The sequence below is a fragment of the Enterococcus sp. AZ196 genome (genome assembly GCF_050498845.1).
In the GTDB taxonomy this organism is placed as follows: domain Bacteria; phylum Bacillota; class Bacilli; order Lactobacillales; family Enterococcaceae; genus Enterococcus_A; species Enterococcus_A murrayae.
Genome location: NZ_JBIPAM010000001.1, coordinates 3,611,928 through 3,635,771 on the forward strand (window position 1 = coordinate 3,611,928; position 23,844 = coordinate 3,635,771).

General features: G+C 38.4%; 21 protein-coding genes. All 21 read left to right on the plus strand.

Features of this window, described 5'->3' with window-relative positions; genetic code table 11:
* Positions 1–684 (plus strand): DUF4176 domain-containing protein, encoded by a 684-nt coding sequence (locus tag IGI67_RS17360; RefSeq protein WP_429958549.1) that lies wholly within the window; start codon positions 1–3, stop codon positions 682–684.
* A complete protein-coding gene (locus IGI67_RS17365) occupies positions 674–1,978 on the plus strand; it encodes a T7SS effector LXG polymorphic toxin (RefSeq protein WP_429958550.1) in 1,305 nt (434 codons plus the stop codon). Before IGI67_RS17360 ends, IGI67_RS17365 begins: the two co-directional genes overlap by 11 nt.
* Positions 1,979–2,033: 55 nt before the next feature.
* Complete coding sequence (locus tag IGI67_RS17370; RefSeq protein WP_429958551.1) at positions 2,034–2,579, plus strand: hypothetical protein; 546 nt, start codon at positions 2,034–2,036, stop codon at positions 2,577–2,579.
* A gap of 51 nt (positions 2,580–2,630) precedes the next feature.
* Positions 2,631–2,930, plus strand: a complete 300-nt coding sequence (locus tag IGI67_RS17375) for a DUF4176 domain-containing protein (protein WP_429958552.1) — start codon at positions 2,631–2,633, stop codon at positions 2,928–2,930.
* Between the two features lie 246 nt (positions 2,931–3,176).
* Positions 3,177–3,719, plus strand: coding sequence for a hypothetical protein (locus tag IGI67_RS17380; protein WP_429958553.1), 543 nt, complete (start codon positions 3,177–3,179; stop codon positions 3,717–3,719).
* A 44-nt stretch (positions 3,720–3,763) separates the two neighbouring features.
* Positions 3,764–4,063 carry a DUF4176 domain-containing protein gene (locus IGI67_RS17385; RefSeq protein WP_429958554.1) on the plus strand — a complete coding sequence of 100 codons (300 nt, stop codon included), beginning with the start codon at positions 3,764–3,766 and terminating at the stop codon, positions 4,061–4,063.
* 413 nt (positions 4,064–4,476) lie between these two features.
* Entirely contained in the window at positions 4,477–4,944 is a 468-nt protein-coding gene (locus IGI67_RS17390) for a hypothetical protein (RefSeq protein ID WP_429958555.1), read from the plus strand.
* Positions 4,934–5,680, plus strand: a complete 747-nt coding sequence (locus IGI67_RS17395) for a hypothetical protein (protein WP_429958556.1) — start codon at positions 4,934–4,936, stop codon at positions 5,678–5,680. The genes IGI67_RS17390 and IGI67_RS17395 overlap by 11 nt, the downstream gene beginning before the upstream one ends.
* Before the next feature lie 468 nt (positions 5,681–6,148).
* Positions 6,149–7,315: a hypothetical protein gene (locus IGI67_RS17400; protein WP_429958557.1), complete on the plus strand. Its 1,167-nt coding sequence runs from the start codon at positions 6,149–6,151 to the stop codon at positions 7,313–7,315.
* Positions 7,316–7,947: 632 nt separating this feature from the next.
* On the plus strand, positions 7,948–9,315 hold the full coding sequence (gene trkA, locus IGI67_RS17405) for a Trk system potassium transporter TrkA (protein WP_207109904.1): 1,368 nt from the start codon (positions 7,948–7,950) through the stop codon (positions 9,313–9,315).
* Positions 9,316–9,327: 12 nt separating this feature from the next.
* Positions 9,328–10,767: a TrkH family potassium uptake protein gene (locus tag IGI67_RS17410; protein ID WP_429958558.1), complete on the plus strand. Its 1,440-nt coding sequence runs from the start codon at positions 9,328–9,330 to the stop codon at positions 10,765–10,767.
* A gap of 308 nt (positions 10,768–11,075) precedes the next feature.
* Positions 11,076–13,850 (plus strand): sigma-54-dependent transcriptional regulator, encoded by a 2,775-nt coding sequence (locus tag IGI67_RS17415; RefSeq protein ID WP_429958559.1) that lies wholly within the window; start codon positions 11,076–11,078, stop codon positions 13,848–13,850.
* A gap of 199 nt (positions 13,851–14,049) precedes the next feature.
* Positions 14,050–14,550: a PTS system mannose/fructose/N-acetylgalactosamine-transporter subunit IIB gene (locus tag IGI67_RS17420; protein ID WP_429958560.1), complete on the plus strand. Its 501-nt coding sequence runs from the start codon at positions 14,050–14,052 to the stop codon at positions 14,548–14,550.
* A gap of 74 nt (positions 14,551–14,624) precedes the next feature.
* A complete protein-coding gene (locus IGI67_RS17425; RefSeq protein WP_429958561.1) occupies positions 14,625–15,596 on the plus strand; it encodes a mannose/fructose/sorbose PTS transporter subunit IIA in 972 nt (323 codons plus the stop codon).
* 36 nt (positions 15,597–15,632) lie between these two features.
* On the plus strand, positions 15,633–16,439 hold the full coding sequence (locus tag IGI67_RS17430; protein ID WP_429958562.1) for a PTS mannose/fructose/sorbose transporter subunit IIC: 807 nt from the start codon (positions 15,633–15,635) through the stop codon (positions 16,437–16,439).
* A 19-nt stretch (positions 16,440–16,458) separates the two neighbouring features.
* Positions 16,459–17,370 (plus strand): PTS system mannose/fructose/sorbose family transporter subunit IID, encoded by a 912-nt coding sequence (locus IGI67_RS17435; protein WP_429958563.1) that lies wholly within the window; start codon positions 16,459–16,461, stop codon positions 17,368–17,370.
* 112 nt (positions 17,371–17,482) lie between these two features.
* Entirely contained in the window at positions 17,483–17,854 is a 372-nt protein-coding gene (locus tag IGI67_RS17440; RefSeq protein WP_429958564.1) for a DUF956 family protein, read from the plus strand.
* 191 nt (positions 17,855–18,045) lie between these two features.
* Positions 18,046–19,806 (plus strand): PTS mannitol transporter subunit IICBA, encoded by a 1,761-nt coding sequence (locus IGI67_RS17445; RefSeq protein ID WP_429958565.1) that lies wholly within the window; start codon positions 18,046–18,048, stop codon positions 19,804–19,806.
* An 84-nt stretch (positions 19,807–19,890) separates the two neighbouring features.
* Entirely contained in the window at positions 19,891–21,942 is a 2,052-nt protein-coding gene (locus tag IGI67_RS17450; RefSeq protein WP_429958566.1) for a BglG family transcription antiterminator, read from the plus strand.
* Positions 21,943–21,975: 33 nt separating this feature from the next.
* Complete coding sequence (locus IGI67_RS17455; protein WP_207109914.1) at positions 21,976–22,413, plus strand: PTS sugar transporter subunit IIA; 438 nt, start codon at positions 21,976–21,978, stop codon at positions 22,411–22,413.
* 1 nt (position 22,414) lies between these two features.
* Complete coding sequence (locus IGI67_RS17460; RefSeq protein ID WP_429958567.1) at positions 22,415–23,554, plus strand: mannitol-1-phosphate 5-dehydrogenase; 1,140 nt, start codon at positions 22,415–22,417, stop codon at positions 23,552–23,554.
* The last annotated feature ends 290 nt before the right edge of the window (positions 23,555–23,844 follow it).

Here is a 23,844-nt window from a genome sequence, read left to right on the forward strand (position 1 = left end):
ATGCTTGATTTGTGGAAGCAAACGTTGACACAAGAATTTCTGGAAGAACCCGAGGTAAATAATCTTGATTTTCTCATCTTACTAGGAATCACTTTAGGAAAACAGCCTATTCTTTTAAAAAATCTTTATAAGGCCTATCTAAAAGAGGAGAGTAACTTTGGCTATAAACCAATGATTGGTGCAGCTCTTGATATAAGCTTTGATCAGAGCGAGCAGCAAGTCAGTTTCAGTAGGGCACAAGAATCTGTCAAGCTTACTTTTGGTCAATTTCAAAAGTATATTGGTTTAATCGATTTATTGTTTACCGATATTTATCCGATTGGAACAGTTGCTGAGCTGGATGAAACTCTTTTACCACCGTATATTCAAGAAATGTATGGCGATTCAGAAGAAGGTTTCTTAGTTTCAATTCATGGACGTAGGGTACTAACAAAACAAGAAGATGAATACATTGACTACATCGCAACGATTTGGCCATTTGGGCTGCTTGATGATGTGGAGCTTATTTATCTGAATAATGTGATGATAAAGCGTGTAGTATCATTGGGAATGGTGAACGATACAGAGAAAATATTTGTCGAGGAAGTTTTACGAAAGCAGCTTCTCATGAAAGATGTTTACTCATACCTATATACTGATTCAGCGATGACAATGAATTGGGAGGTGGAAATGAATGAAAGTTGATATGTCAGAAGTGAATCGTGCGAAAGCGTCGATCCTCTCATCAAGAAGTAAGCTGCAACAAGAAATTGAAACAGCGAGAAGTTCAATGAATAAAGTTGTTTCTAGTGGCGAACTCACAGGAAAAGTAAAAAGTGCCATCAATGCAAAAGTAGATAACTGCCAAATACCATTATTAGATGGGTACTACGATATTCTCTACAGTCTTAGCTCTGAGTTTGATAAAGTGATTAATAATTTCAAAAGCAATGTAAAAGAATCTAGTGACAGTGCGATTATTGATTCTGAGGTGCTGACTCAACTAGAATCAAAATTTTCACCTAAATTGACTGAGTTCGCAGAAATTGAGACAAAATTTGAAACTATATATTCAGGAATCTCGGATTTAGTTGCAGTTAAAAGTGTAAGTTCTAGAGATTTTGTAGAGCAAATGGAAAAAACAAAGAAAGTTTTGACCAATACAAAGAATTGGATGGCTAGTTTTAAAGGTAGTAGCGCAACCCTTTCAGAAAGTATCTCTCGTCAGAAAGCTCAGCTAGGAAGGCTATCTGGAACTAGTGGGATGAGTTATCTCTCACCAGAAGCATTGACCATCTACCAAGATAAAAAGTTCAAGAAACAGATCGACAAAGAATATGAAAAAGTGAAAGAATTTGAACAACCTGAAATGGCTGCGAAAGTTCGGACAGCGAATAATCATGGGCTAGCCCAAACGTCTATGTATTATGGCGTGGATAAAACTGAAATTGGTCGGGTTGGTAAAGATCTTAATCGGGTTGCTGGTGTGAGTAATAGGCTTGATGATACGGATAAGAAGAATCCAACTATTTTTGAAGAGGTTTCATTAGAGTATTTGCAATCCACAAATATGACAGCGTATAAGTATTTATTTGATAAACACGGGGCAAGATTGTCAACTACCATCTATAATCAAGGAGCAAAATATGCAGGTACAGGTGTAGGATCGGCTATATATGTTGGTGGTAAGGCAGTGGGCAGTGCTTCAAAAGCAATGCCATATATCGGAACGGCAATGGATGCAGCGATATTAATTTCTGATAAGGATCCGAATGTTGGGCAAAAAGTTACTGGGCATCTAATTGGAAATGCGATTGGGGATGTAGCTGGAACAGCAATATCAGGAGTAGTCGTTGCAAAACTTGGTGGTGCGGGGGCAACTGTTGGATCATTTATTCCTGTTCCGGTTGTTGGAACAGTTGTTGGTTTTGTAGTTGGAGTTGGAATAGGAATGATAATAAATGCGGGTATAGATCGTGTAGTGGATGAAAAGAAATAAGGTGGTGAACAAGACTATTCCACCTTAATGTATTTAGAAAAATTTGGAGGTTACTATGTATTTCCTGATTAGCTCTAGTAAAGATGAGAATCAAACTTTTTGTGACTTAAGCAGAAAGAGAGTAGCGCGGTTAACGAAGAAAAATTCACCAAATGAAAATGTGAACTATAAACAGGCGAGTATGTTTGGGGCAATCTCAATTAGTAATGTTTTGATATCTAAGATTTTAGTTGATCTAAACGTATCAATTCTTGTTGTAATACTTTTTGTTTATATTATTTCAATACTTACTGGAATTGTTCTTTTCCAATGGACAAAAAACACACAAACAAGATTGTTAGATAAGAATGCTGTTGACTGTTCAAGTCAAGATATAGCAACTCTTGTAGGTAGTTCATCCAATGAACTAAGGAGGGGCTATTTTCAAGTAGCTCTCGGATGTCTACTATTTGGTTTGATAATGACAATTTTCTTTTATTTTAATAGTACTATGATTTTGTCATTAGTTTTAATCTGGATAATAAATGTTGTTGGAGTATTGCTTTTATGTGAGCCTCTTCTTTATTATTTTTTGCTAAAGACAGAAATAAAAGCAAGATGATTATTAGTAGATACACAAAGTTTAGTTTTTAAAATGAGAGGTATGAAAGAAATGAAGATTAATGCGATAGGAACAGTGGTTACCTTGAAGAAGGATGATCAAAAAGTAATGATCACATCGAGATTTCCACTTTACAATAACAATGGAGAAATAGGATATTTTGATTATGCAGGGTGCTTGTATCCACAAGGACAAATAAATGAGGAAAACTATTTTTTTAACAATGAGGACATTAGTATCATAAATTTTGAAGGTTATGTTTCTGATGAAGAGATGGAGTTACGTAAAAAGTTTGACAAGCAATTTTCAAGTATTAAATACCCTCGATTTGCAGTTAAAGATAAAGAGTAATTACTCTTTATAATCAAACAGTTATAGGCTGTTTGGTTATTTACATAATCCCATTTATCGAAATAGCATTGAACAACCTCTACTTATAATCGAGTAGTGAAATATGTAGGCAGTGCTTCCAAAGCAATTTCATGTATTCGGACAAACGGTGGATGTAGCGATATTAATTTATGAGAAGGATTCGAATGTTATACAAAAAGTTGCTTGGCAACACCAGTGAAGATTCTTATTGATTGCGGAGGGAATATGTATTTCATAATTGATACAGACAAAGAGGGCAACCAAACTTTCTATGACAAGAAAAGAAAAAAAGTTGCTCAAATAAAGGTGAAAACAACGGCAAGTACATCAACGGGTAGTGGTAGTATGTTTGGAGTGATTTCGCTGAGCAATGTATTAGTATCCACGTTACTGTTCAAATTGAATATTTCAGTCTTTAGCATTTTAATTTTTATTTATGGAATTTCAATCATAGCAGGTATTTCGGTATTTTGCTGGTCAAAAAGCTATCAAACAAAATTACTAGATAAAAATACTATAGATTGTTCTACAGAAGAATTGCTTGTTATCTTTAAGGAATCTACTTCAAATGAACGTAAGGGATTAATTAAATTGCCGCTATTTTGTATATCTTTTGGTTTTTTTTTGGGAGGAGTTTTCTATTTTTATAATGATGCTATTTTGTTATTAGTTCTAATATGGTTAATAACATCAATCGGGGTACTGCTACTATGTGATCCAATTATTTACTATCTTTTCATTAAGAAAAGTTTAATGAAAATGAATTGATCGAAAATTAAAAAACGTTAATTGTTCAGGAGGAATTTATAAAAATGGAATTGTATTCGATTGGTACAGTGGTGAGCTTAAAAGCTGGGGAACAAGAATTAATGATTACTTCGAGATTTCCCTTATATAATAATAAAGGAGTAATAGGGTATTTTGAATATGGGGGATGTTTATACCCGCAAGGAGAAACAAATGAGAACAACTTTTTCTTTAATAGCGAAGATATTGAAGCTGTGTTGTTTGAAGGGTACACGACAGAAGAAGAACTACAATTACGTGAGTCATTTAAAGAGCAGATTCCAGAAATCAAGTATCCAAAACTTTCAGTGAGTGATACGTATTAGTAAATTTTGCTAGGCAGCAGAAAAATGAGCTGCCTACCTACATAAAGAAATAGAGAATTAATTTCGAAGACAGAGCTGTAAACAACATAAACAGTAAAGTATCTTCTCACCAGGGGCATTAACTATATTCCAAGATAAAAAGTTCAAGAAACAGATCGACAAAGAACATAAAAAAGTGAAAGAATTTGAACAACCCGAAATGGCTGCGAAAGTACGAAAAGCAAATAATCACGGGCTTGCCCAAACGTTTATGTACTATAGTGGGGATAAAACTGAAATCAATCAGGTTGGGTAAGGGTTGCTAATTGACGGGGGAAACCTCCCTTAAAGGTTCAGCCATGAAAAATGATCAATAATAATTAAGAAAGATATGAATTAGCCAGTTAATAAATTAGTTCTATAAAGGGGAAAAAATGAAATATAAATATGATTTACTTTCAACAAAACTCAAAGTCTTAGCATGGATTGCTGCACTAAGCATAAGTATTTTTGGGGCAATATATTTACATTCGAATTATTTACAAGTCAAAATGTTGGGAACGTGGGAAGTCATCGATACGGAGCTAGGGTATTCGATTGATAATGAGCCTAAGGATGTAGTTATTGCACGAAATAGGATCAAAATAGATACATTAGATGACATATCAATAGAGTATGGGAGAAAACATAGTTCTAGCAATTTTAGTCGGAAAAATGAAGAAAATGAAATTCTCTATTATTTTGAAGGACCAGATGCTGCAGAAGGAGAACCAGATCACCTACTTGTCTATAACAAGGAAAATCCTGAACGTATGATATTAGCAACATTTCCAAATGATCGTGAAAATGAAGAATTCAATGTATTTGTACTTATGAAGAAAGGACAAAGCTATGAAGAATAAGCAGAATCTAATAATAAAATACCGATTTCGTCCGTTCATTATGCTGCTGCTCATAGTATTTTTACTCTTTCTAGGTTTTTTGACCGCCGGCATGTACGTAGGGCAAGAATGGTTCATGTTTCTTATAATGCTACTAATAACTTTTTTTATGGTCTGGGGTATATTAGCACAGCTGGTAGTGGTCAAAAAAGATTTTCACATAAAAATAGCTCGTCAATCTAATGCTATGGAAGTTGACATAGGCAGGCTAACTAAAAAAATCAAAGTAGTAGATTTGACTAAAATTCATGGAGTAGCTTTACAGGTTCAAACTATTAAATCAACGACAACCTACATCGTTCAATTGGCAACTGATCCAAAAACCTGGGGAATGTTCTATCAAAAAAAAGAACAGCTTATTCAGAAATATATGGATGAGTACGAAGAAATGTACATCGTGTTCAATATTATGAATCAGAAAGATGAAGATATTCAACAATTAATTGAGTGCCTGATTGATTATGGCATAGAGTTAATACCTTTTACTCCATCAGTATTAGGGAGTTATCCAGGAGTTCCCAAAAAGAATTCTTCTAAATATACGATATCCACAGAAAAAGTAATTTTAGGGTCCGTTGAGAGAAAAATGCAAATAAAGCAATGGATTAGCTATTTTCTTACTATACTAATAGTAAGCTATCTTTTATTAAGTTTGATTTTTCGAGTTTTAGGAACATTCCACGGAATCTATTGGTAATTAACAAATGAAAATCAGCAACAGATAGGAGTTTATAAGGATAAACAGAACGTAAGAAAATTCATATGATAGTTGTGCAACCTGACCTTTATATACAAAACTGAGAATGAGGAAAATGCAACAAGAGTAGTCCTAGAAGAGTAACTCTATAAAGAAAAGATGGCTAAGCTTTTCCATCCAAGACACGGTATGTTTTAGACAGGATGGTCGTGAGCTGGAAGAGCTCGAGAATAAAAATAGTATGAAGTTGAAAGTCCAAGCCAATCATCGTGTTGGTTTGGACTTTTTTAGCGATTTTTTTAAGAGCTTAAAACAAATGAACCCGTGACATGATGCTAAAGTGGTAAAATACTTTATTTTTTTGTCTAAAATTGGGTTGGTATTTTGTTTTTATTGGTGTTCTGTTGCGGTATGATAGTTCTGAGGAAAAATGAAAACGTATGCAAAAGTGAGAGGGAGTCAGTAATTATGAAGAAAAACGTCCAAACCAAACCATTAACTCAGATGCAGCTATTTGTGACTAAACGTGATGCGCTAGAGCAGAAAATTATTAGTTACTTCGAACATACTAAAAATGTGTCCTTCGTAATCCAGTATGCGGTGGCGATTATGATTAAAAATGCCTTGGTCTTAAGCGACTATTCTGATTTCTTAAAGGAGCTGGTACGCGAATTGTTTCTGACTGCGGAACCAAGCGATGTGCTGCGCAAAAATCTCCCTTATTTCAAACCTTACTTCAAAAGCGGCGAGTTCGACACCGTCGTTCATCGACTTTTCAGCAATAAAAAGGCCTATTTTCAATTTACCGAGGAAGCTCGTTTAAATACCAACTATCTCCATGCCGTGGCCCAAGCGCCAACAGAAATTTCTAAATATGATTATTATTTGCTGGCTGTTTTTAAGGCAAGCAACGGGAAAAGACATACCTGGACATTAAGAGATATCAATCCTGCGGTGACTACAGAAGAAGTGTGGGAAAAGACCTACCGATTGTTGAAATTATTGACGACTCTTGAGCTCTTTCAGCAGGGGGACAGCTGGAAATTTGCTCAATACGTCAAATTTGATTATTTTGAAAATGCTAAAGTGATGCATCATGAAGAACCCAAAGAAGATGCGAAAGAACCGTCGCAGGATGAGGTACAGCAGGAGTCTGTCCAAATTTCAGAAGAACCGAAAGAGGAGCTTACGATCATGGTGCCTCATGGCTTTGATCCGCGAACCTTGAGCGATGCCGAGGCTTGGGCTTTGGTTGAAGCACATTTACCGGAAGGAAAAACGGTGGAGGATGTGGCGGTTGTCTTTGTTGAACGCCAAGCGGATTCAACAGAAGAACAAGAACCAGACGTTGCGCCGCCGTCGATGTCCGACTTTATGCAGGCCCCTTATGCTCTGAGCTCCGCTTCTGCCACGAGTGAACAGCCTGCGGTCGGTGTTGTTGAGCGGACCAAATCAACGCCTGTCAAGGAACGATCGCGTAAGAAGCGACCGCTCAGCGGGAGTCAACAGTCTGCTCAGGCGCTCATTAATAGTCGAGGAGACCGTCAAGAAGGAAAAATCGGCAAAAGCAGCCAAAAAAATAAGCAGAAGGGAAAAAATGTGAACGGTCGAAAAAAGAAAAAACGGAATAAATAGGCGGACTTCTTTCGTATCCTGATACGAGGATTATTTGTGCTGCACAACCGGTTGTTTTAATGTAGGAGTCAAAAGGCAAGAGCCAGTCAATGAAATAATGGAGGCACCGTTCTGAAAAAATCAGGACGGTATTTTTGGTGTCTTCTTTAGTGGTCTGGCGCGAAATTTTTTATTCTCTTGTGTGTCCGAGCGCAGTGATGACGGGATGGAGCAAGTAGCGTAGTGAATCCTGCAGGGCCATGAACAGAAACTTGATCGGGAGGCCAACTAAACCGAGGTCCGAAACTGAGGAGGAACAGCGAATAAGTGTAGTTTCTAAGCAAATCATGACTAATATGAATACACAAGGCTTGTACATTGCAATGGAAAGGGCAGAAGATTTTTTCCTTCTAGGCTATTTTTTTGAAATTGAACTTTCTACTAAAAAGGAAGGTGATTGTTGTTTGTTTTGAAATTTGTTAGCCAAAAAGCACTTTATTTTTCTAATCAGTCTCTTTTTGGTCAGAAACGATGAAAATCTTCATCTTGTTTTAAGTAATCTGGGAAAAGACTTTCTCAAAAGTCCGTTGTTTTCCCTTGTAGAAAAGGCTAGAATGGACAATAAGAATATCATTTTTAAGCAGGAGGAACGAATGAAAATTATTGTTTTAGGTGCTGGGAAAGTTGGCAAAGCATTAACTCAGCAGCTGTCTGATGAGGATTACGATTATGATGTAGTCGTCATTGATTTACATGCAGAAAAGGTAGAGTCGATCATCAATCAATACGATGTATTAGGTGTGGTAGGTGATGGTGCGACTTACGATATCTTAATGGAAGCAGGTGTCGACGATACAGATATCATTATCGCTGTAACACAATCAGACGAATTAAACATCTTAGCCTGCTTAATGGCGAAAAAAATGGGGGCCAAAAATTCTATTGCTCGTGTTCGAAATCCAGAATACTTGAAGCAACGTTCGTTCATGCGTGATCAATTAGGATTATCAATGATTATCAATCCAGAATTAGAAGCAGCAAATGAGATTCGGCGTCTGCTGTTATTTCCTTCTGCGTTTAAAGTAGATACGTTTGTTGGAGGGAAAATCGAATTAGCAGAATTTCGCTTAAAAGAAAATGCAAAATTAATTGGTGTTCCATTGAATCGGCTAGATAAGGTATCTAAAACAAATGTTTTGATTTGTGCCGTACGACGAAAAGACGAAGTGCTCATTCCGGATGGAAATTTTGTTCTTGAGCAAGGAGATCGTATTCATGTGATGGGGCAGCATCGAGATTTGGTTCGTTTTTGTCAGAATATTAATTTGTTTGAACAAAAAACTAAACGTATCATTATCGTTGGCGGAGGGCGAATCGCATATTATTTGGCACGTCAATTGAATGAACATGGCATCCAGGTCAAAATCATTGAGAATAATCCGAAGCGCTGCTTGGATCTTTCTATCATGCTGCCAAATGCGACGATTATTGAATCAGACGGTAGTGACGAGGAAGTTTTGATTGAAGAGGGGATAGATTCAGTCGATGCTTTTGTTGCATTGACAGGTCTTGATGAAGAAAATATCGTGATTTCATTGTATGCGAAACAGATGAAAGCGAAAAAGACGGTGGCCAAAGTGACACGGACGAATTTTACAAATGTCTTGGACCAGCTGGATATCGACAGCGTCATTTCACCTAAAAACATTATCGCGACACATATTTTGCGTTATGTTCGGGCGAAAAACAATAAGGACGATGATAGCAGTGTAAAAACCTTGCATCATTTGTTCAATGATGATGTTGATGCCATGGAATTTGTGGTGACACCGCAAACCTGCTTTTTAAACAAAAAAGTTTCTGAAGTGAAACTGAAGAATAATATATTAATTGCTGCGATTTCAAGAGAGCGGGGATTTGTCGTTCCGAAGGGCGATACCGAGATTCGTTTAAAAGATCATATCGTGATTATTACGACGGATCGAAAGATTTGCAGTTTGAATGATTTGGTAAGGAGATAGCGGTGACTCATTATGAATAAAAAAATGGTCCTATTTACCATCGGAAAATTGCTGAAGGTAGAATCTATTTTGTTACTGCTTCCTTGTCTGGTCGGATTGATTTTTAGCGAAAAAGAGGCTGTTTCTTATGCTGTTGTGGCAGTCTTTGTATTTATTATAGGCACGTTGTTCAGTTGGAAAAAACCTAAAAACCGTAATATTTACGCAAAGGAAGGTTTCTTCATTGTTGGCGTAAGTTGGGCGTTGCTTTCTTTATTTGGCGGCTTTCCATTCATGCTTTCGGGAGAGATTCCATCGTTCGCAGATGCTTTTTTTGAAACAGTTTCTGGCTTTACAACGACGGGGTCTTCAATACTATCTACACTGAGTCACATGAGTCATGCAAGTTTGTTTTGGCGAAGCTTCACCCATTGGGTTGGCGGAATGGGGATTCTCGTATTTACTGTCGCATTTATACCAATAGCATCTGGCAGAACGATGCATATATTAAAGGCTGAGATGCCAGGTCCGATTATTGGTAAATTAGTATCGAAAGTGCATGTAACTGCTCGTATTTTATATGTAATTTACACTGTTTTAACTCTGGTTCAGATTATTTTGTTGATATTCGGCGGGATGCCGGTATTTGACAGTATTTTGAATTCCTTTGCAACAGCAGGAACGGGCGGCTTTTCTATGAGCAACGTCGGGATAGCAGGTTACAATAGTGCCTATATTGATGGAGTTATTACGGTCTTCATGATTCTATTTGGTATAAATTTCAATTTAATCTATTTCTTTTTGATTGGAAAAATCCTTCCAGTACTAAAAAGTGAGGAGCTGCGCGGTTATTTAGGAATTATTGCTGTATCGACGATATTGATTACGATCAATATTTCATCTCAGTATTCTTCGTACCTAAAGGCGTTCCGTTATGCTGTTTTTCAAGTGGCGTCCATTATCACAACAACAGGATTTACTACAGCAAACTATGATCTTTGGCCCATGTTCTCACAGGTCATTTTGCTCTTACTAATGTTTGTTGGTGCCTGTGCTGGTTCAACCGGTGGAGGAATCAAGGTTTCACGAATTCAAATGCTTTTTAAGCATGCGATTCAAGAATTAAAAAGAATCGTTCACTCCCGCAGCGTGACATCTTTAGAATATGAAGGTGAAACAATCGCGCCTAAAACCATTGGAAATATTCATGCTTATTTGGTGCTCTATCTTTTGGTCTTTGTTGGTTCATTACTGATACTGTCTTTGGAAAACATCGATTTTCAAACGATCTTTTCAGCAGTTGCTACCTGTATCAATAATGTGGGGCCGGGATTTAAGGCAATTGGACCCACTGGGAATTTTGGTTTTTTATCTGATCTTTCCAAATTAACCTTGTCCTTGGTTATGTTAGCTGGAAGATTAGAGATGTTTCCGATTTTGTTGCTCTTTTCAAAATCATTTTGGAAAACTTAAGGGTAAAAATAAACATCTTATCATTGGGATAAGATGTTTTATTTTCGACTTTTAGCGAAAAAATTTTATTTTTTCGATTGATCAAAAAAGAGTATGCAGGAATATTTTCTATATAATAGAAGAAACACGACTTTAAAAAAAGTGATTGTCAGCAAAGTTAGGTATTTTTAAGGCAGTATAGGGGAAATACCCAAAAATTTTAAAATTTAAAAAATATAGTGTATTATTTTACAGCGAAATGTTTGACATTTTAATAAAAACTATAGATGATTGTTAATAAGGAATACACTATTAAAGAAGGTGACTGAATGGAACGACGAATTGACCGCATTTATCGCTTTGTTTCAGAAAATGCAAATGTGACGACGAAAGATGTTGCGGATTCATTGGATATTCAACGGACAAACGCCAGTAAAGATTTGAATCTTCTTGTTAAGGAGGGGCAACTAAGCAAAAGTGAAGGCAGACCTGTTCGCTACTTTGTTTCGACCCAGTCAGTAGAAGCGTCGTTTGATGCAGAAGTTCCTCAAGCAAAAAGAACGACTATGGAACCGCCAGAAAAAAAGATTTTAAACCAGAATACCGGCAATGTATTCACTCAAATTATTGGTTCTACCGGCAGTATGCGCAACGCTGTAGAGCAAGCAAAGGCGGCTACTTTATATCCGCCGCGCGGATTGAATTGTTTGATCACTGGACCAACAGGGTCTGGGAAAACTTTTTTTGCACATGCAATGTTCCAATTTGCTCAAACAGAAGGTGTCATTGAGTCAGATCGTGAGTTGATTGTTTTTAACTGTGCCGACTATGCTAATAACCCTGAGCTGTTAATGAGTCATTTGTTTGGATATGAGAAAGGTGCTTTTACTGGCGCAGATACGGAAAAGGATGGCTTGATCCAGCAGGCTGATGGAGGCATGCTGTTTCTAGATGAAATTCATCGCTTACCTCCTGAAGGCCAAGAAATGATTTTCTATTTTATGGATCATGGAACGTATAGTCGTCTTGGTGAATCAGGGAAAAACCGTTTTGCCAATGTACGAATCGTAGGGGCAACAACAGAAGACCCCCATTCGGCCTTATTAGATACATTTGTGCGTCGGATTCCGATCAATATTCAAATGCCTGCCTTTAGCAGCCGACCTGCAGCTGAGCAGATTGATTTGGTTCGTGTCATGGTAGCGATGGAGGCCAATCGTATTCAGCGGAAAATCACGTTGACTGAAGATGTCGTAAAAGCTTTACTAGGCAGCGTTTCTTATGGAAATGTCGGACAATTGAAATCGAATGTGCAGTTGATATGTGCCCGTGGCTTTATGAACCATATGATGCAGGAAGAAATTCATATCACATTGAATGATTTGACGGAAGGAATCAAAGCAGGATTAGTTCAGCTTTCTGCAGATAGGATCAAATCAACAGATATTTCCCCTTATCTTGAACCCGAGATGGTAGTTACTCCTAATGAGATTGATGAATTGATCAAGACGGATACGTATGAACTGCCGTACAATTTGTACGATATCATTGGTGACAAAGCCGCTTTGTTGAAAACAGAAGGATTAGATCAAGAAACCATCAATCATTTTATTTCTACTGATATTAATGTGCACTTGAAATCATTTTATAAAGATCATGGCTTTACTTTTGACACAGAAACGCGATTGACTGAGTTTGTTGATAAGCATGTCATTGAGATAAGTAATAAAATTGCCGCTTTAGTTAGTGAACGGTTAGAGACCCACTTCCAGCAAAATTTTATTTATGCTATGAGTCTTCATATTTCTTCTTTCTTGAAAAAAATCCATGTGGGAGAAACTCGGGAGACAAACGCAAATATTCGTGAGATGGCAAAGGATTACCCGACCGAGTTTGCAGTAGCTCGTGAAATTCGTCGTCTAGTGGAAAAAGAATTCCAAGTAGACATACCTGATAGTGAAGATTATTATCTAACCGTTTTGCTGGTTTCTCTGCGGGAGGATCAGTCAACTGGTAAAATCGGTGTGGTTGTAGCGGCTCATGGCAACAGCACGGCAACTTCAATGGCGCAAGTTGTACGCGAGTTACTCGATGTTTCGAATATTATTGCTGTTGATATGCCATTAGATATGCATCCGCGGGTCGCTTATGAAAAAATGCGTGAAGCAGTGACCCAGATAGATGAGGGCAGCGGAGTATTAATTATGGTAGATATGGGTTCATTGGCTACCTTTAATGAAGAAATTGAAAAAGACACAGGAATTGAAGTTCGTACTTTAGATATGGTTACGACACCCTTGTTGATCGAGGCAGCCCGAAAATCGAGTGTATTAGGGTCAGGCGTTGATGAATTGTATGAATCATTGCAGGGCTTTCGCGGCTATGGTCGTGTGACTCAAGAAATGACTGAACCGCAAGAGAAGCAGGCAATTCTGGCAATTTGTGCTTCTGGCGAAGGTACCGCGCAACGATTGAAAGAAATTATTGAGCGTCCATTAAAACAGCGGAACCTGAAACATATTAAGGTTTTGACATTAGCTGTTGCAGATATTAAGACTAAAGTACCTGCCTTTAAAGAAGAATTTAAGATCTTAGCAACAACTGGGATTATGGATCCCAAGGTGGGCGCACCATATATTCCGATGGAGAAATTCATCAATCAAAAAGCCGATCAAATTCTAGATGAGCTTTTACTGGAAAATGATTTATCTGAACAGGAAGAGGTTGTTTTAGATGCGAATAAGGCGCGTGAATTGTGTATCAACTTTATGGAAGAAAGCTTTACTTTTATTAATCCCCATAAGTTGATTGATCCATTGTGGCGCTTGGCACAAACAATGATCAATAGCACTGGTAACTCGTCTGATTATGCTTTAATGGTAAATTTTGTCATGCATATGGCAGGAACGATTGAGCGGGGAATATTGCAGCAGCCGTTGAAAATCGATGAAGAGTCGAAGCGTATTTATCAGAGTGTAACGGATAATGTTGTAATGAATCGCGGATTGAATGAGTTGGAAAGTCAGCTTCGAATCACGATTCCAACTTCAGAGCGATACTATATTTATCAATTGCTTAAGAATAATGAAGAAATTAGCGTATAAATAATACACAAAAAAGGATACAGTCTACTGTATCCTTTTTTGTGTATCGTTATAAACGCGATAAATAAAGAATTTCTTGCTAGTGTATTTTGGCACGGTACTTGCTTTATTATAAGTGAGTACTTGTGTGTTACTGTACTCGAATAATGTAATACAAGTCTTTTAGCATCTGAGCCTTGTAACAGTAGGAGGTGGTGGGATGGTAATGGATATTCGACTCACTCGTATTGATGATCGTTTGATTCATGGTCAGGTAGCGACAGTTTGGTCCAAAGCAACAGGGATCGAGCGTATCTTAGTGGTTAGTGATGAAGTTGCGAACGATGAGTTGCGTAAGTTCCTCCTAAAACAAGCCGCACCACCGGGAATCAAGTCCAATGTTGTCACAAAAAGAAAACTGGTTGAAGTGTATCGAGATCAATTGTTTGATGGAATGAAGGTCATGCTTTTGTTTGCTACTCCGCAAGATGTAGTAGAGGTCGTTGAGTCAGGTGTTGATCTAAAAGCGGTTAATATTGGCGGTATGCGATTCAGTGAAGGCAAGAAAATGATTACGAATTTTATTTCTATGAATGAGCATGATGCTCAGTGCTTCGTAAAACTAGCGAATGCAGGAGTAGAATTAGAAATTCGTCAAGTACCGACTGACCGGAAGACAGACTTGATACAACTGATCAAAAAAGAAAAGATGCTGCAGTAAATTAATTTTGGTTACAGGTTTTTAGAACTTATTTATATTTTTGAGCTGTAACAATACTAATAGGAGGTAAAAAGATGGTAGGAATTATCATTGCTAGTCATGGCGAATTCGCTAATGGTATCTTGCAATCCGGAGCGATGATCTTTGGAGAACAAGAAAATGTCAAAGCAGTAACTTTGATGCCGAGTGAAGGACCTGATGACGTTAAAGCAAAAATGAAAGACGCAATCGCTTCTTTCGAAAACCAAGACGAAGTATTATTCTTAGTCGATCTTTGGGGTGGAACTCCTTTCAACCAAGCAAACAGCTTGTTTGAAGAACACAAAGATTCATGGGCAATCGTCGCTGGTATGAACTTACCGATGTTGATCGAAGCTTATGCTTCACGTTTCTCAATGGAAACTGCGCACGAAATCGCTGCACATATCTTAGGCACAGCTAAAGAAGGGGTTAGAGTTCGTCCTGAAGAACTTGAACCTGCTGAAGCTGCTCCAGCCGCAGCTGCTGCACAACCATCAAATGCTGGACAACCTGGCAAATTCTCTTATGTTTTGGCACGTGTTGACTCTCGTTTATTACATGGACAAGTAGCAACTGTTTGGACTAAAACAACTGGTCCAACTCGCATTATCGTTGTTTCTGATGAAGTGGCAAAAGATGATCTTCGTAAGAGTTTGATTCAACAAGCTGCTCCTCCAGGTGTAAAAGCGCACGTGGTGCCAGTAGACAAAATGATCGAACTTGCAAAAGACGACAAACATTTTGGCGGACAAAAAGCATTGCTTCTTTTTGAAAACCCACAAGATGCCCTTAGAGCGGTTGAAGGCGGCGTTGAATTGAAAGAGATCAACGTTGGTTCAATGGCTCACTCACCTGGTAAAGTACAACCAAATAAAGTGTTGGCTTTTGATCAAAAAGACATTGATGCATTCAAAGAATTGAAAGCTAAAGGTATCACTTTCGACGTACGTAAAGTACCAAGTGATTCAAAAGGAAATATGGATGAAATCCTGAAAAAAGCTCAAGAAGAGCTAAACAAAAAATAGTCCAAATTATCAGAAGAAAACGGAGGATTAATAATCATGGAATTAAATTTTATTCAAATGATTTTAGTCGTTATCGTAGCATTCTTAGCCGGTATGGAAGGTATCTTGGATGAATTCCATTTCCATCAACCAGTTGTAGCATGTACGTTAATCGGCTTGGTAACAGGTAACTTAGTACCTTGTATCATCTTAGGTGGTACTCTTCAAATGATCGCTTTAGGTTGGGCAAATATCGGTGCCGCAGTAGCACCCGATGCTGCACTAGCTTCTATCGCGTCAGCAATTATTTTAGTATTAGGTGGACAAGGTAAAGCTGGGGTTTCTTCAGCAATCGCAATCGCTGTTCCTCTAGCTGTAGCTGGTTTACTATTAACAATCATCTGTCGTACAATCGCAACTGCATTTGTTCACTTAATGGATGCTGCTGCAAAAGATGGAAACATTCGCATGGTTGAATTATGGCATGTTGTTGCAATCGCTATGCAAGGTGTTCGTATTGCTATTCCTGCAGCATTAATCTTAGCTGTTGGTGAAGGACCAGTACGCGGCTTGCTAGAATCTATGCCAGTTTGGTTAACAGACGGTTTAGCAATCGGTGGTGGCATGGTTGTTGCTGTTGGTTATGCAATGGTTATCAACATGATGGCTACTCGTGAAGTATGGCCATTCTTTGCACTTGGTTTTGTCTTAGCAACTATTTCAGAAATCACTCTTATCGGTCTTGGTGCTATCGGTGTAGCTCTTGCGTTGATCTACTTGGCTCTATCTAAACAAGGTAGTGGTTCAAATGGCGGCGGTTCAAATACTGGTGACCCACTAGGCGATATCATCGATAACTACTAAGAAGGAGGAGAACACGAAAATGGCAGAACAAGTTAAATTAACTAAAAAAGATCGTATTTCTGTTTGGCTGCGTTCAACCTTCATTCAAGGGTCTTGGAACTACGAACGTATGCAAAATGGTGGTTGGGCATTCTCAATGATCCCAGCAATTAAAAGATTATATAAAACTAAAGAAGAACGTGCGGCAGCATTGACTCGCCACTTGGAATTCTTTAACACACACCCATATGTTGCTTCACCAATCATCGGTGTAACATTGGCACTTGAAGAAGAACGTGCTAATGGAGCTCCAGTTGATGACGTAACAATTCAAGGGGTTAAGGTTGGTATGATGGGACCTTTGGCAGGTATCGGGGATCCAGTATTCTGGTTCACAGTAAAACCTATCTTAGGTGCATTGGCTGCTTCTCTAGCGATTAGCGGTAATATTCTTGGACCAATCATTTACTTTGTAGCATGGAATATCATTCGTATGGCATTCATGTGGTACACACAAGAATTTGGTTATAAAGCTGGTTCTCGTATCACTGATGACTTATCTGGTGGTCTTTTACAAGATATTACTAAAGGTGCTTCGATTTTAGGTATGTTTATTCTGGGTTCATTGGTTAACCGTTGGGTATCAATCAACTGGGCTCCAACAGTATCAGAAGTAAAATTAGATAAGGGTGCTTACATCGAGTGGGACAAATTATCTTCTGGTGCACAAGGTATCAAAGAAGCTTTACAACAACAAGCTGGCGGTCTTTCATTAGACAGCACAAAAGTAACGACATTACAAGATAACTTGAATTCATTGATTCCAGGTCTTTCTGGATTACTATTGACTCTATTATGTATGTGGTTGCTTAAGAAAAAAGTTTCTCCAATTATTGTTATCCTTGGATTATTCGTGGTTGGTATTGTCTTCCACTTAGTTGGTCTAATGTAGTAAATATTGGATTTGGACAGGATGCTCGGGTTGATTCCCGAGCATTTTTTACATAAAATAGATTTAGTAAAATGTTTCAAAGTCATTGATGGAAAGAAATGGAGTAGATCAAATGGTTCAATCAATCAACACGAAGGTCGATTTAGTCATGAACGCGACTTCTTATCAAGGATTGACAGATTATGGTAAGATCATGATTGGTGACAAAGGTTTTGAATTTTATGATGATCGCGATGCAAATAATTTTATTCAAATACCTTGGGAAGAAGTAGATTACGTGATTGCTTCTGTGATGTTTAAAGGGAAAAAGATTCCACGTTATGCGATCCAAACAAAGAAAAATGGAACATATTCCTTCTCTTCGAAAAATCCTAAAGAAGTTTTGCGTGCAGTTCGTGAGTATGTTGACCCAAGTCGTATGGTCCGCTCATTAAGTTTTTTAGATGTAGTAAAACGAGGAATCACAAATATTTTTAAGCGTTAATCGATATTGTCGTGCCAAAGCCAGACCTTATAAGGGTTTGGTTTTTTTTGTCAAAATTAAGGTCTTTAAAATTTTGGCACAAACTTCTGTGCCAAAGCTCTATCTACATTTTGTTGAAAGCGGATACCTCCGGATATATGATGAATATGTAAACGAAATCATTTTATATTATTTCTAAGGAGGAAAAGGAAATGGAAGCTACTGGACAAAAGGGTGGACTTAAGGCGAAAGTCCAGCGCCTCGGAAGTCACTTGTCAGGGATGGTTATGCCAAATATTGGAGGCTTTATTGCTTGGGGGGTTATCACCGCTTTATTTATCCCAGATGGATATATTCCAAATGAACAACTTGCTACACTAGTTGGACCAATGCTTTCTTACTTATTGCCATTATTGATCGCTTATACAGGCGGTAGCATGGTCCACGGACAACGTGGAGCAGTAGTTGGGGCAATTGCTGCAACAGGAGTGATCGTTGGTTCGGAAGTTCCAATGTTTATTGGAGCAATGATCATGGGTCCTTTAGGCGGATGGTGCATCAAGAAATTTGATGACGCTTTCCAAACGAAAATCAAAGCTGGATTTGAAATGTTAGTCAATAACTTCTCATCTGGATTGATTGGTTTTGCTCTAGCGGTACTAGGCTTTTATGCAATCGGACCGGTTGTGTCTTCGTTAACTGAATTGATGGCATCAGGTGTTGAATCAATCATCAATATGCACCTATTGCCACTAGCAAATATCTTTATTGAACCAGCGAAAATCTTGTTCTTAAACAACGCAATCAACCACGGGATTTTAACTCCGTTGGGAATCGAGCAAGCAGCTGAAGCTGGAAAATCTGTTCTATTCCTATTAGAAGCGAACCCTGGACCAGGGCTGGGAATCTTATTAGCCTTCACGTTATTTGGAAAAGGTGCGGCGAAATCTTCTGCACCAGGTGCGATCATTATCCAATTCTTGGGTGGGATTCATGAGATCTACTTCCCATATGTAATGATGAAACCTCTTTTATTCCTAGCTGTTATGGCCGGTGGTGTGGCAGGAACATTTACTTTCCAATTATTAGGTGCTGGGTTACGCGCAGCTGCTTCTCCAGGTTCGATCATCGCTGTTATGGCAATGACTCCGCCTGACAGTATTCTAGCGAACTTGGCAGGGATTATCGTGGGATGTGTGGTTTCATTCTTAGTAGCAATGATTATTATCAAATCTGATAACAGTGAAGAAGATGATTTGGCTGCAAATCAAGCTGCTATGGCTGATGCAAAAGCTCAAGCAAAAGGCCAAAGCGCAGTAAAAGCAGATAACCAGGAAATGTTCGGCAACATCAACAAGATCATCTTCGCTTGTGATGCTGGTATGGGTTCAAGTGCGATGGGGGCTTCAGTTTTACGGGATAAAGTGAAAAAAGCTGGCCTATCATTACCAGTTTCAAACTCAGCAATCAACAATTTGAATGATGATCCAAATGCGTTGATTGTAACGCAAGAAGAACTACACGATCGGGCTTCGCAAAAGGCCCCAAGCGCAACCTTTGTTCAAGTGGAAAACTTCATGAACTCACCACGCTATGATGAGATTGTTGAACGGTTATCTGCTGAACCTGTTGGTGATACCGAAAAAAAGCCGCTGACAGATAATGTGGTTGAAGGCTTAGCAGATTATTCTAAAGTCGAACACATTATCTTTGGATATGACAAAGTGAAGGGTTCAGCGAATATGGGAGCAACGATCTTGAAAAAATTATTGAAGGATAATAATTTGAGCTATCCTGTCGCTGTGGCTGCGATTAATTCGTTAAAAGATGAAACAAATGCTTTGATCATTACGAATAGTGCCGAAACAGTACAAGCTGAGCAACAGGCACCAAGTGCGACACATGTACCACTGTCCGATTTAGTCGCGTCGGAAAAATATGACAAAGTCATTGAAAATCTAAGGAATAAGTAGTCTTTTATCCAGAATCGTATTACTCTTAAAGCAGTGAGGGATTCTCACTGCTTTTACCCTTTTGAAATTATTGGAGGAGATATTGTGTATTTTTCGATTCGCGAAAAAAAGATACTTTCCCTTTTATTAGATTATCCTAACGGTGTCACACCAGAGGAACTGCAAGATATTTTACAAGTCAGCAAGCGAACGGTTTATCGAGAGATTTCAAGTATTGAGAAAACAATCAAATCGCAAGATATTCAGATCATCAAACCACGAGGTGAAGGCTACCGGATCGTAGGGGAGAGCTTAAATTTGGAACGCTTGCAGCAGCAATTGGCGGAGAAACAGTTGGAGTTATTTACAGATAACGTGCAGCGTCAAAGCGCGATTGTTTGTTCCTTGCTACTGATGGATGAGGAAGAGACGATAGAAGGACTAGCCATTGATTTTAAAGTCAGTCCAGCAACGATCACTTCTGATTTAGCCGCCATTGAAAAAAGCTTGATCGATTATCGTTTGGAACTGCAGCGACTGAAAGGTCGAGGAATTCGGATCGAAGGACGGGAAAAACAGCGTCGTCAATTATTGAGTAATTTGATTTACAACGGTGTGAGTGAGTTTGACTTTTTCCAATTTATTGATTCGTTAGATGAGGAAAAAACTACGACAGATAATTTCTTTTTAAATTTGTTAAGTCAGTCGAGTTTATTGCTGTCACGTGAGATCTTTGAACAGGTTTCTCAACAAGCCTTTGATCAAGTGACCGATAATCAATTGCAGCGGGTCTTGATTTTATTAGCATTATCCATTGACCGCATGGCACAGGATCGGTTTGTAGAGGTCGAACAAGAGAATAAGGCGAAGCCCGAAAGCATGCAGATTGCCAGTCAGATCATGATCAAAGTTGCGACGACGATCAAAAAAGCGATCCCGCCGCAGGAAGTTCGCTTCTTTGCTTTTCAATTAGAGGGTGTGAATTACAAGAAGCCGCAAAATATTTTTATTGATAGTTTTGATGTTGAGCTTTCCTATAAAATCAAAGAATTGATTCGTTTAGTCTCTGAGACAACGGAAATTGATTTTCGCAAAGACGAGCAGCTTTTTAATGATCTATCTGCACATATGTCGGCTGCTTTAAAACGAAACCTAACTGTTCTTCAAGGGGCGAATAATCCACTATTACAAAAAATTCGTGATAAATACCAAGCGTTGACAACGGCAATCATCAAAGAATTGGCGGTTGTTTTTCCAGATCATCAATTTACTGCCGATGAGTTAGGCTATGTCGTGATTCATTTCGCCACTTCTTTGGAACGGCATCCAAGCAGTCGAGCGTTATCTGCTTTAGTATTATGCTCCAGCGGGATCGGCACGGCGCGGATATTAGAAAGCCGCATTCATAAGTATTTGACTGAGATTGAAAAAGTACAGGTCGCGAAGATTTCTGAGATGAATCAGCTGGACTATAAAAGCTATGATTTGATTTTAGCGACCGTTTTTTTACCAGGCTTCAATTTACCATACAAAGTGATTTCACCGCTTTTGTTAGATGATGAAATCAAAGAGATCAAAGAGTATATTCAAACACTGCATCCAGATAAAATCAACGAGCTAATCGCTGAACCGAAGCAAGAACCGAGCGAAGCCTTTGATGAAATATATGAGACGATGCGGATTGCCAATAATTTATTGCAGAATTTTGATGTGAAACAGATATTCGCAAAAGAGACGATTGAGCAGACGTTAGAAGAAATCATTGAACAGCTTCAAGGAACAATCGTATCTGATGCTAAGGCAGTAACGGAGAAAGTGATTAAACGCTATTTAGTGGCGCCGATCGGGGTTCCAAATACGAATTTTGCTTTGTTCCATTGTGCAGATGCGCATGTTAAAGAACCATTATTCACGATTTATGATTTAGATCAGAAGTTTTTGATTCAAGGAATGGATAAAAAAAGTATTGAGCTGACTCGCGTCTTATTACTATTAGCGCCTGATCCAATGCCAGAAAGTCATCAAATTCTGTTAGGAAAAATCAGCAGTTCAGTCATTGAAAGTGACCTGAATACTGAGATCTATAAATTTGGCAATAAGGAAATCATTTATCAGCTGCTGAGTTCTTTATTTGTTAAAGAGATTCGAGAAAATTAGCGATAGCTTAGAAAAAAATCAGGGGGAATTAAAATGGAATTACAACCAGAAATGATCTTGTTAGACCAGGAGTATGCCAATAAGGAAGAAGCGATCCGTGCGAGCGGGCAGCTGTTAGTAGATGCCGGTTGTGTGGAAGAAGGCTATGTGGATGCTATGATCGAAAGAAACGAGTTGGTTTCCGTTTATATGGGGAACTTTATCGCGATTCCTCATGGTACTGATGAAGCGAAGCGCTATGTGAAAAAGAGCGGTATTTCAGTGATTCAAGTCCCAACAGGGGTTCATTTTGGCAAAGACGACACAGAGGATGTGGCGATGGTCCTGTTTGGTATCGCTGGAATCGAAAATGAACATTTGGATATTTTACAAAAGATTGCAATTTTTTGTTCAGATGTTGAAAATGTCGTTAAATTGGCAGACGCAAAAACAAAAGAAGAAGTCATTGGCTATCTTCAGGAGGTAGAGTAGGATGCAAGCAACACACTTTGGTGCAGGAAATATTGGCCGCGGGTTTATCGGAGAAATTTTAGCAAAAAATGGTTTTTCAATTGATTTTGTCGATATCAATGAAACAATCATCAATGCTCTAAATGAACGAAATGAGTATACGATCCAGCTGGCAGATGAGAGTCAAAAAGAGATTCATATCTCAAATGTGGATGGATTAAACAATCAAACGAAGCCTGATTTGGTGATTGATTCAGTCAGCCAAGCAGATATTGTGACGACAGCAATTGGTCCTAATATCCTGCCCTTCATCGCAGAATTGATCGCTAAAGGTATACAAAAACGTCGCAGCGAAGGCAACACGACTCCCTTAGATGTGGTGGCGTGTGAAAATATGATCGGCGGCAGTCAATTTTTGTTTGAAAAAGTGAAGTCTTTCTTATCGGCTGAGGATGAAGCCTATGTGGAACAATATATCGGATTTCCTAATGCTGCAGTTGATCGTATCGTACCGATCCAACATCATGAGGACCCACTATTTGTTTCCGTCGAACCATTCAGTGAATGGGTGATCGATGCAACCCAAAGTAAAAACAAAGCATTACCGCTTGAAGGTGTAGAGTATGTTGACGATTTAGAACCTTATATTGAACGTAAGCTGTTTTCAGTTAATACAGGTCACGCGACAGTTGCTTATACGGGTGCTTATGCTGGATATAAAACAATTGATGAAGCGATAGCAGATGAACAGGTATTAGAAAAACTACGCGCAGTTCTTGGTGAAACCGGAAATCTATTGATCAATAAGTGGAAGTTTGATCAAGACCAACACGCTGCCTACATTGATAAGATCGTTAGTCGCTTCGAAAACAAATATATTTCAGACAGTATCAGCCGTGTGGCACGGACTCCGATCCGTAAATTGGGTTATGATGAACGCTTTATCCGCCCGATTCGCGAACTGAAGGAACGAGGCCTAGATTACACGAATTTAGTTGATGTAGTCGCGATGGTTTTGAACTATGATGATCCAAACGATGAACAAAGTGTCGAAATGCAAGGGTACTTAAAAGAAAAATCAGTTGCCGAAGTTATTCAGCAAGTGACAGATCTAAAAGATGATGAATTAATCGCAGAGATTTCTGCAAGATATCAAAAATAGTTGTGACATTCCCAATCCGGATTTTTTTCCGTGTTGGGATTTTTTTGTCTCTTTAACGATTAATTATTAGGAATAGCCAGTTTATTGCAATAGATTAGCTAAATCAGCAGCACCTATTCTAAAATATCTGAACGTTCTTTTTGGAAACATTAAGAACGATATATCGATAAATAGTTCGTGTTTTAACGAGAATAAGCTTGATTCTTTCATTTCAAAACGATATTATTAAAAAAGTCGATAAATTTTATTTCAAGCTTCATTAGAAAAGTGTAGTCGTAAATGACGGTAGA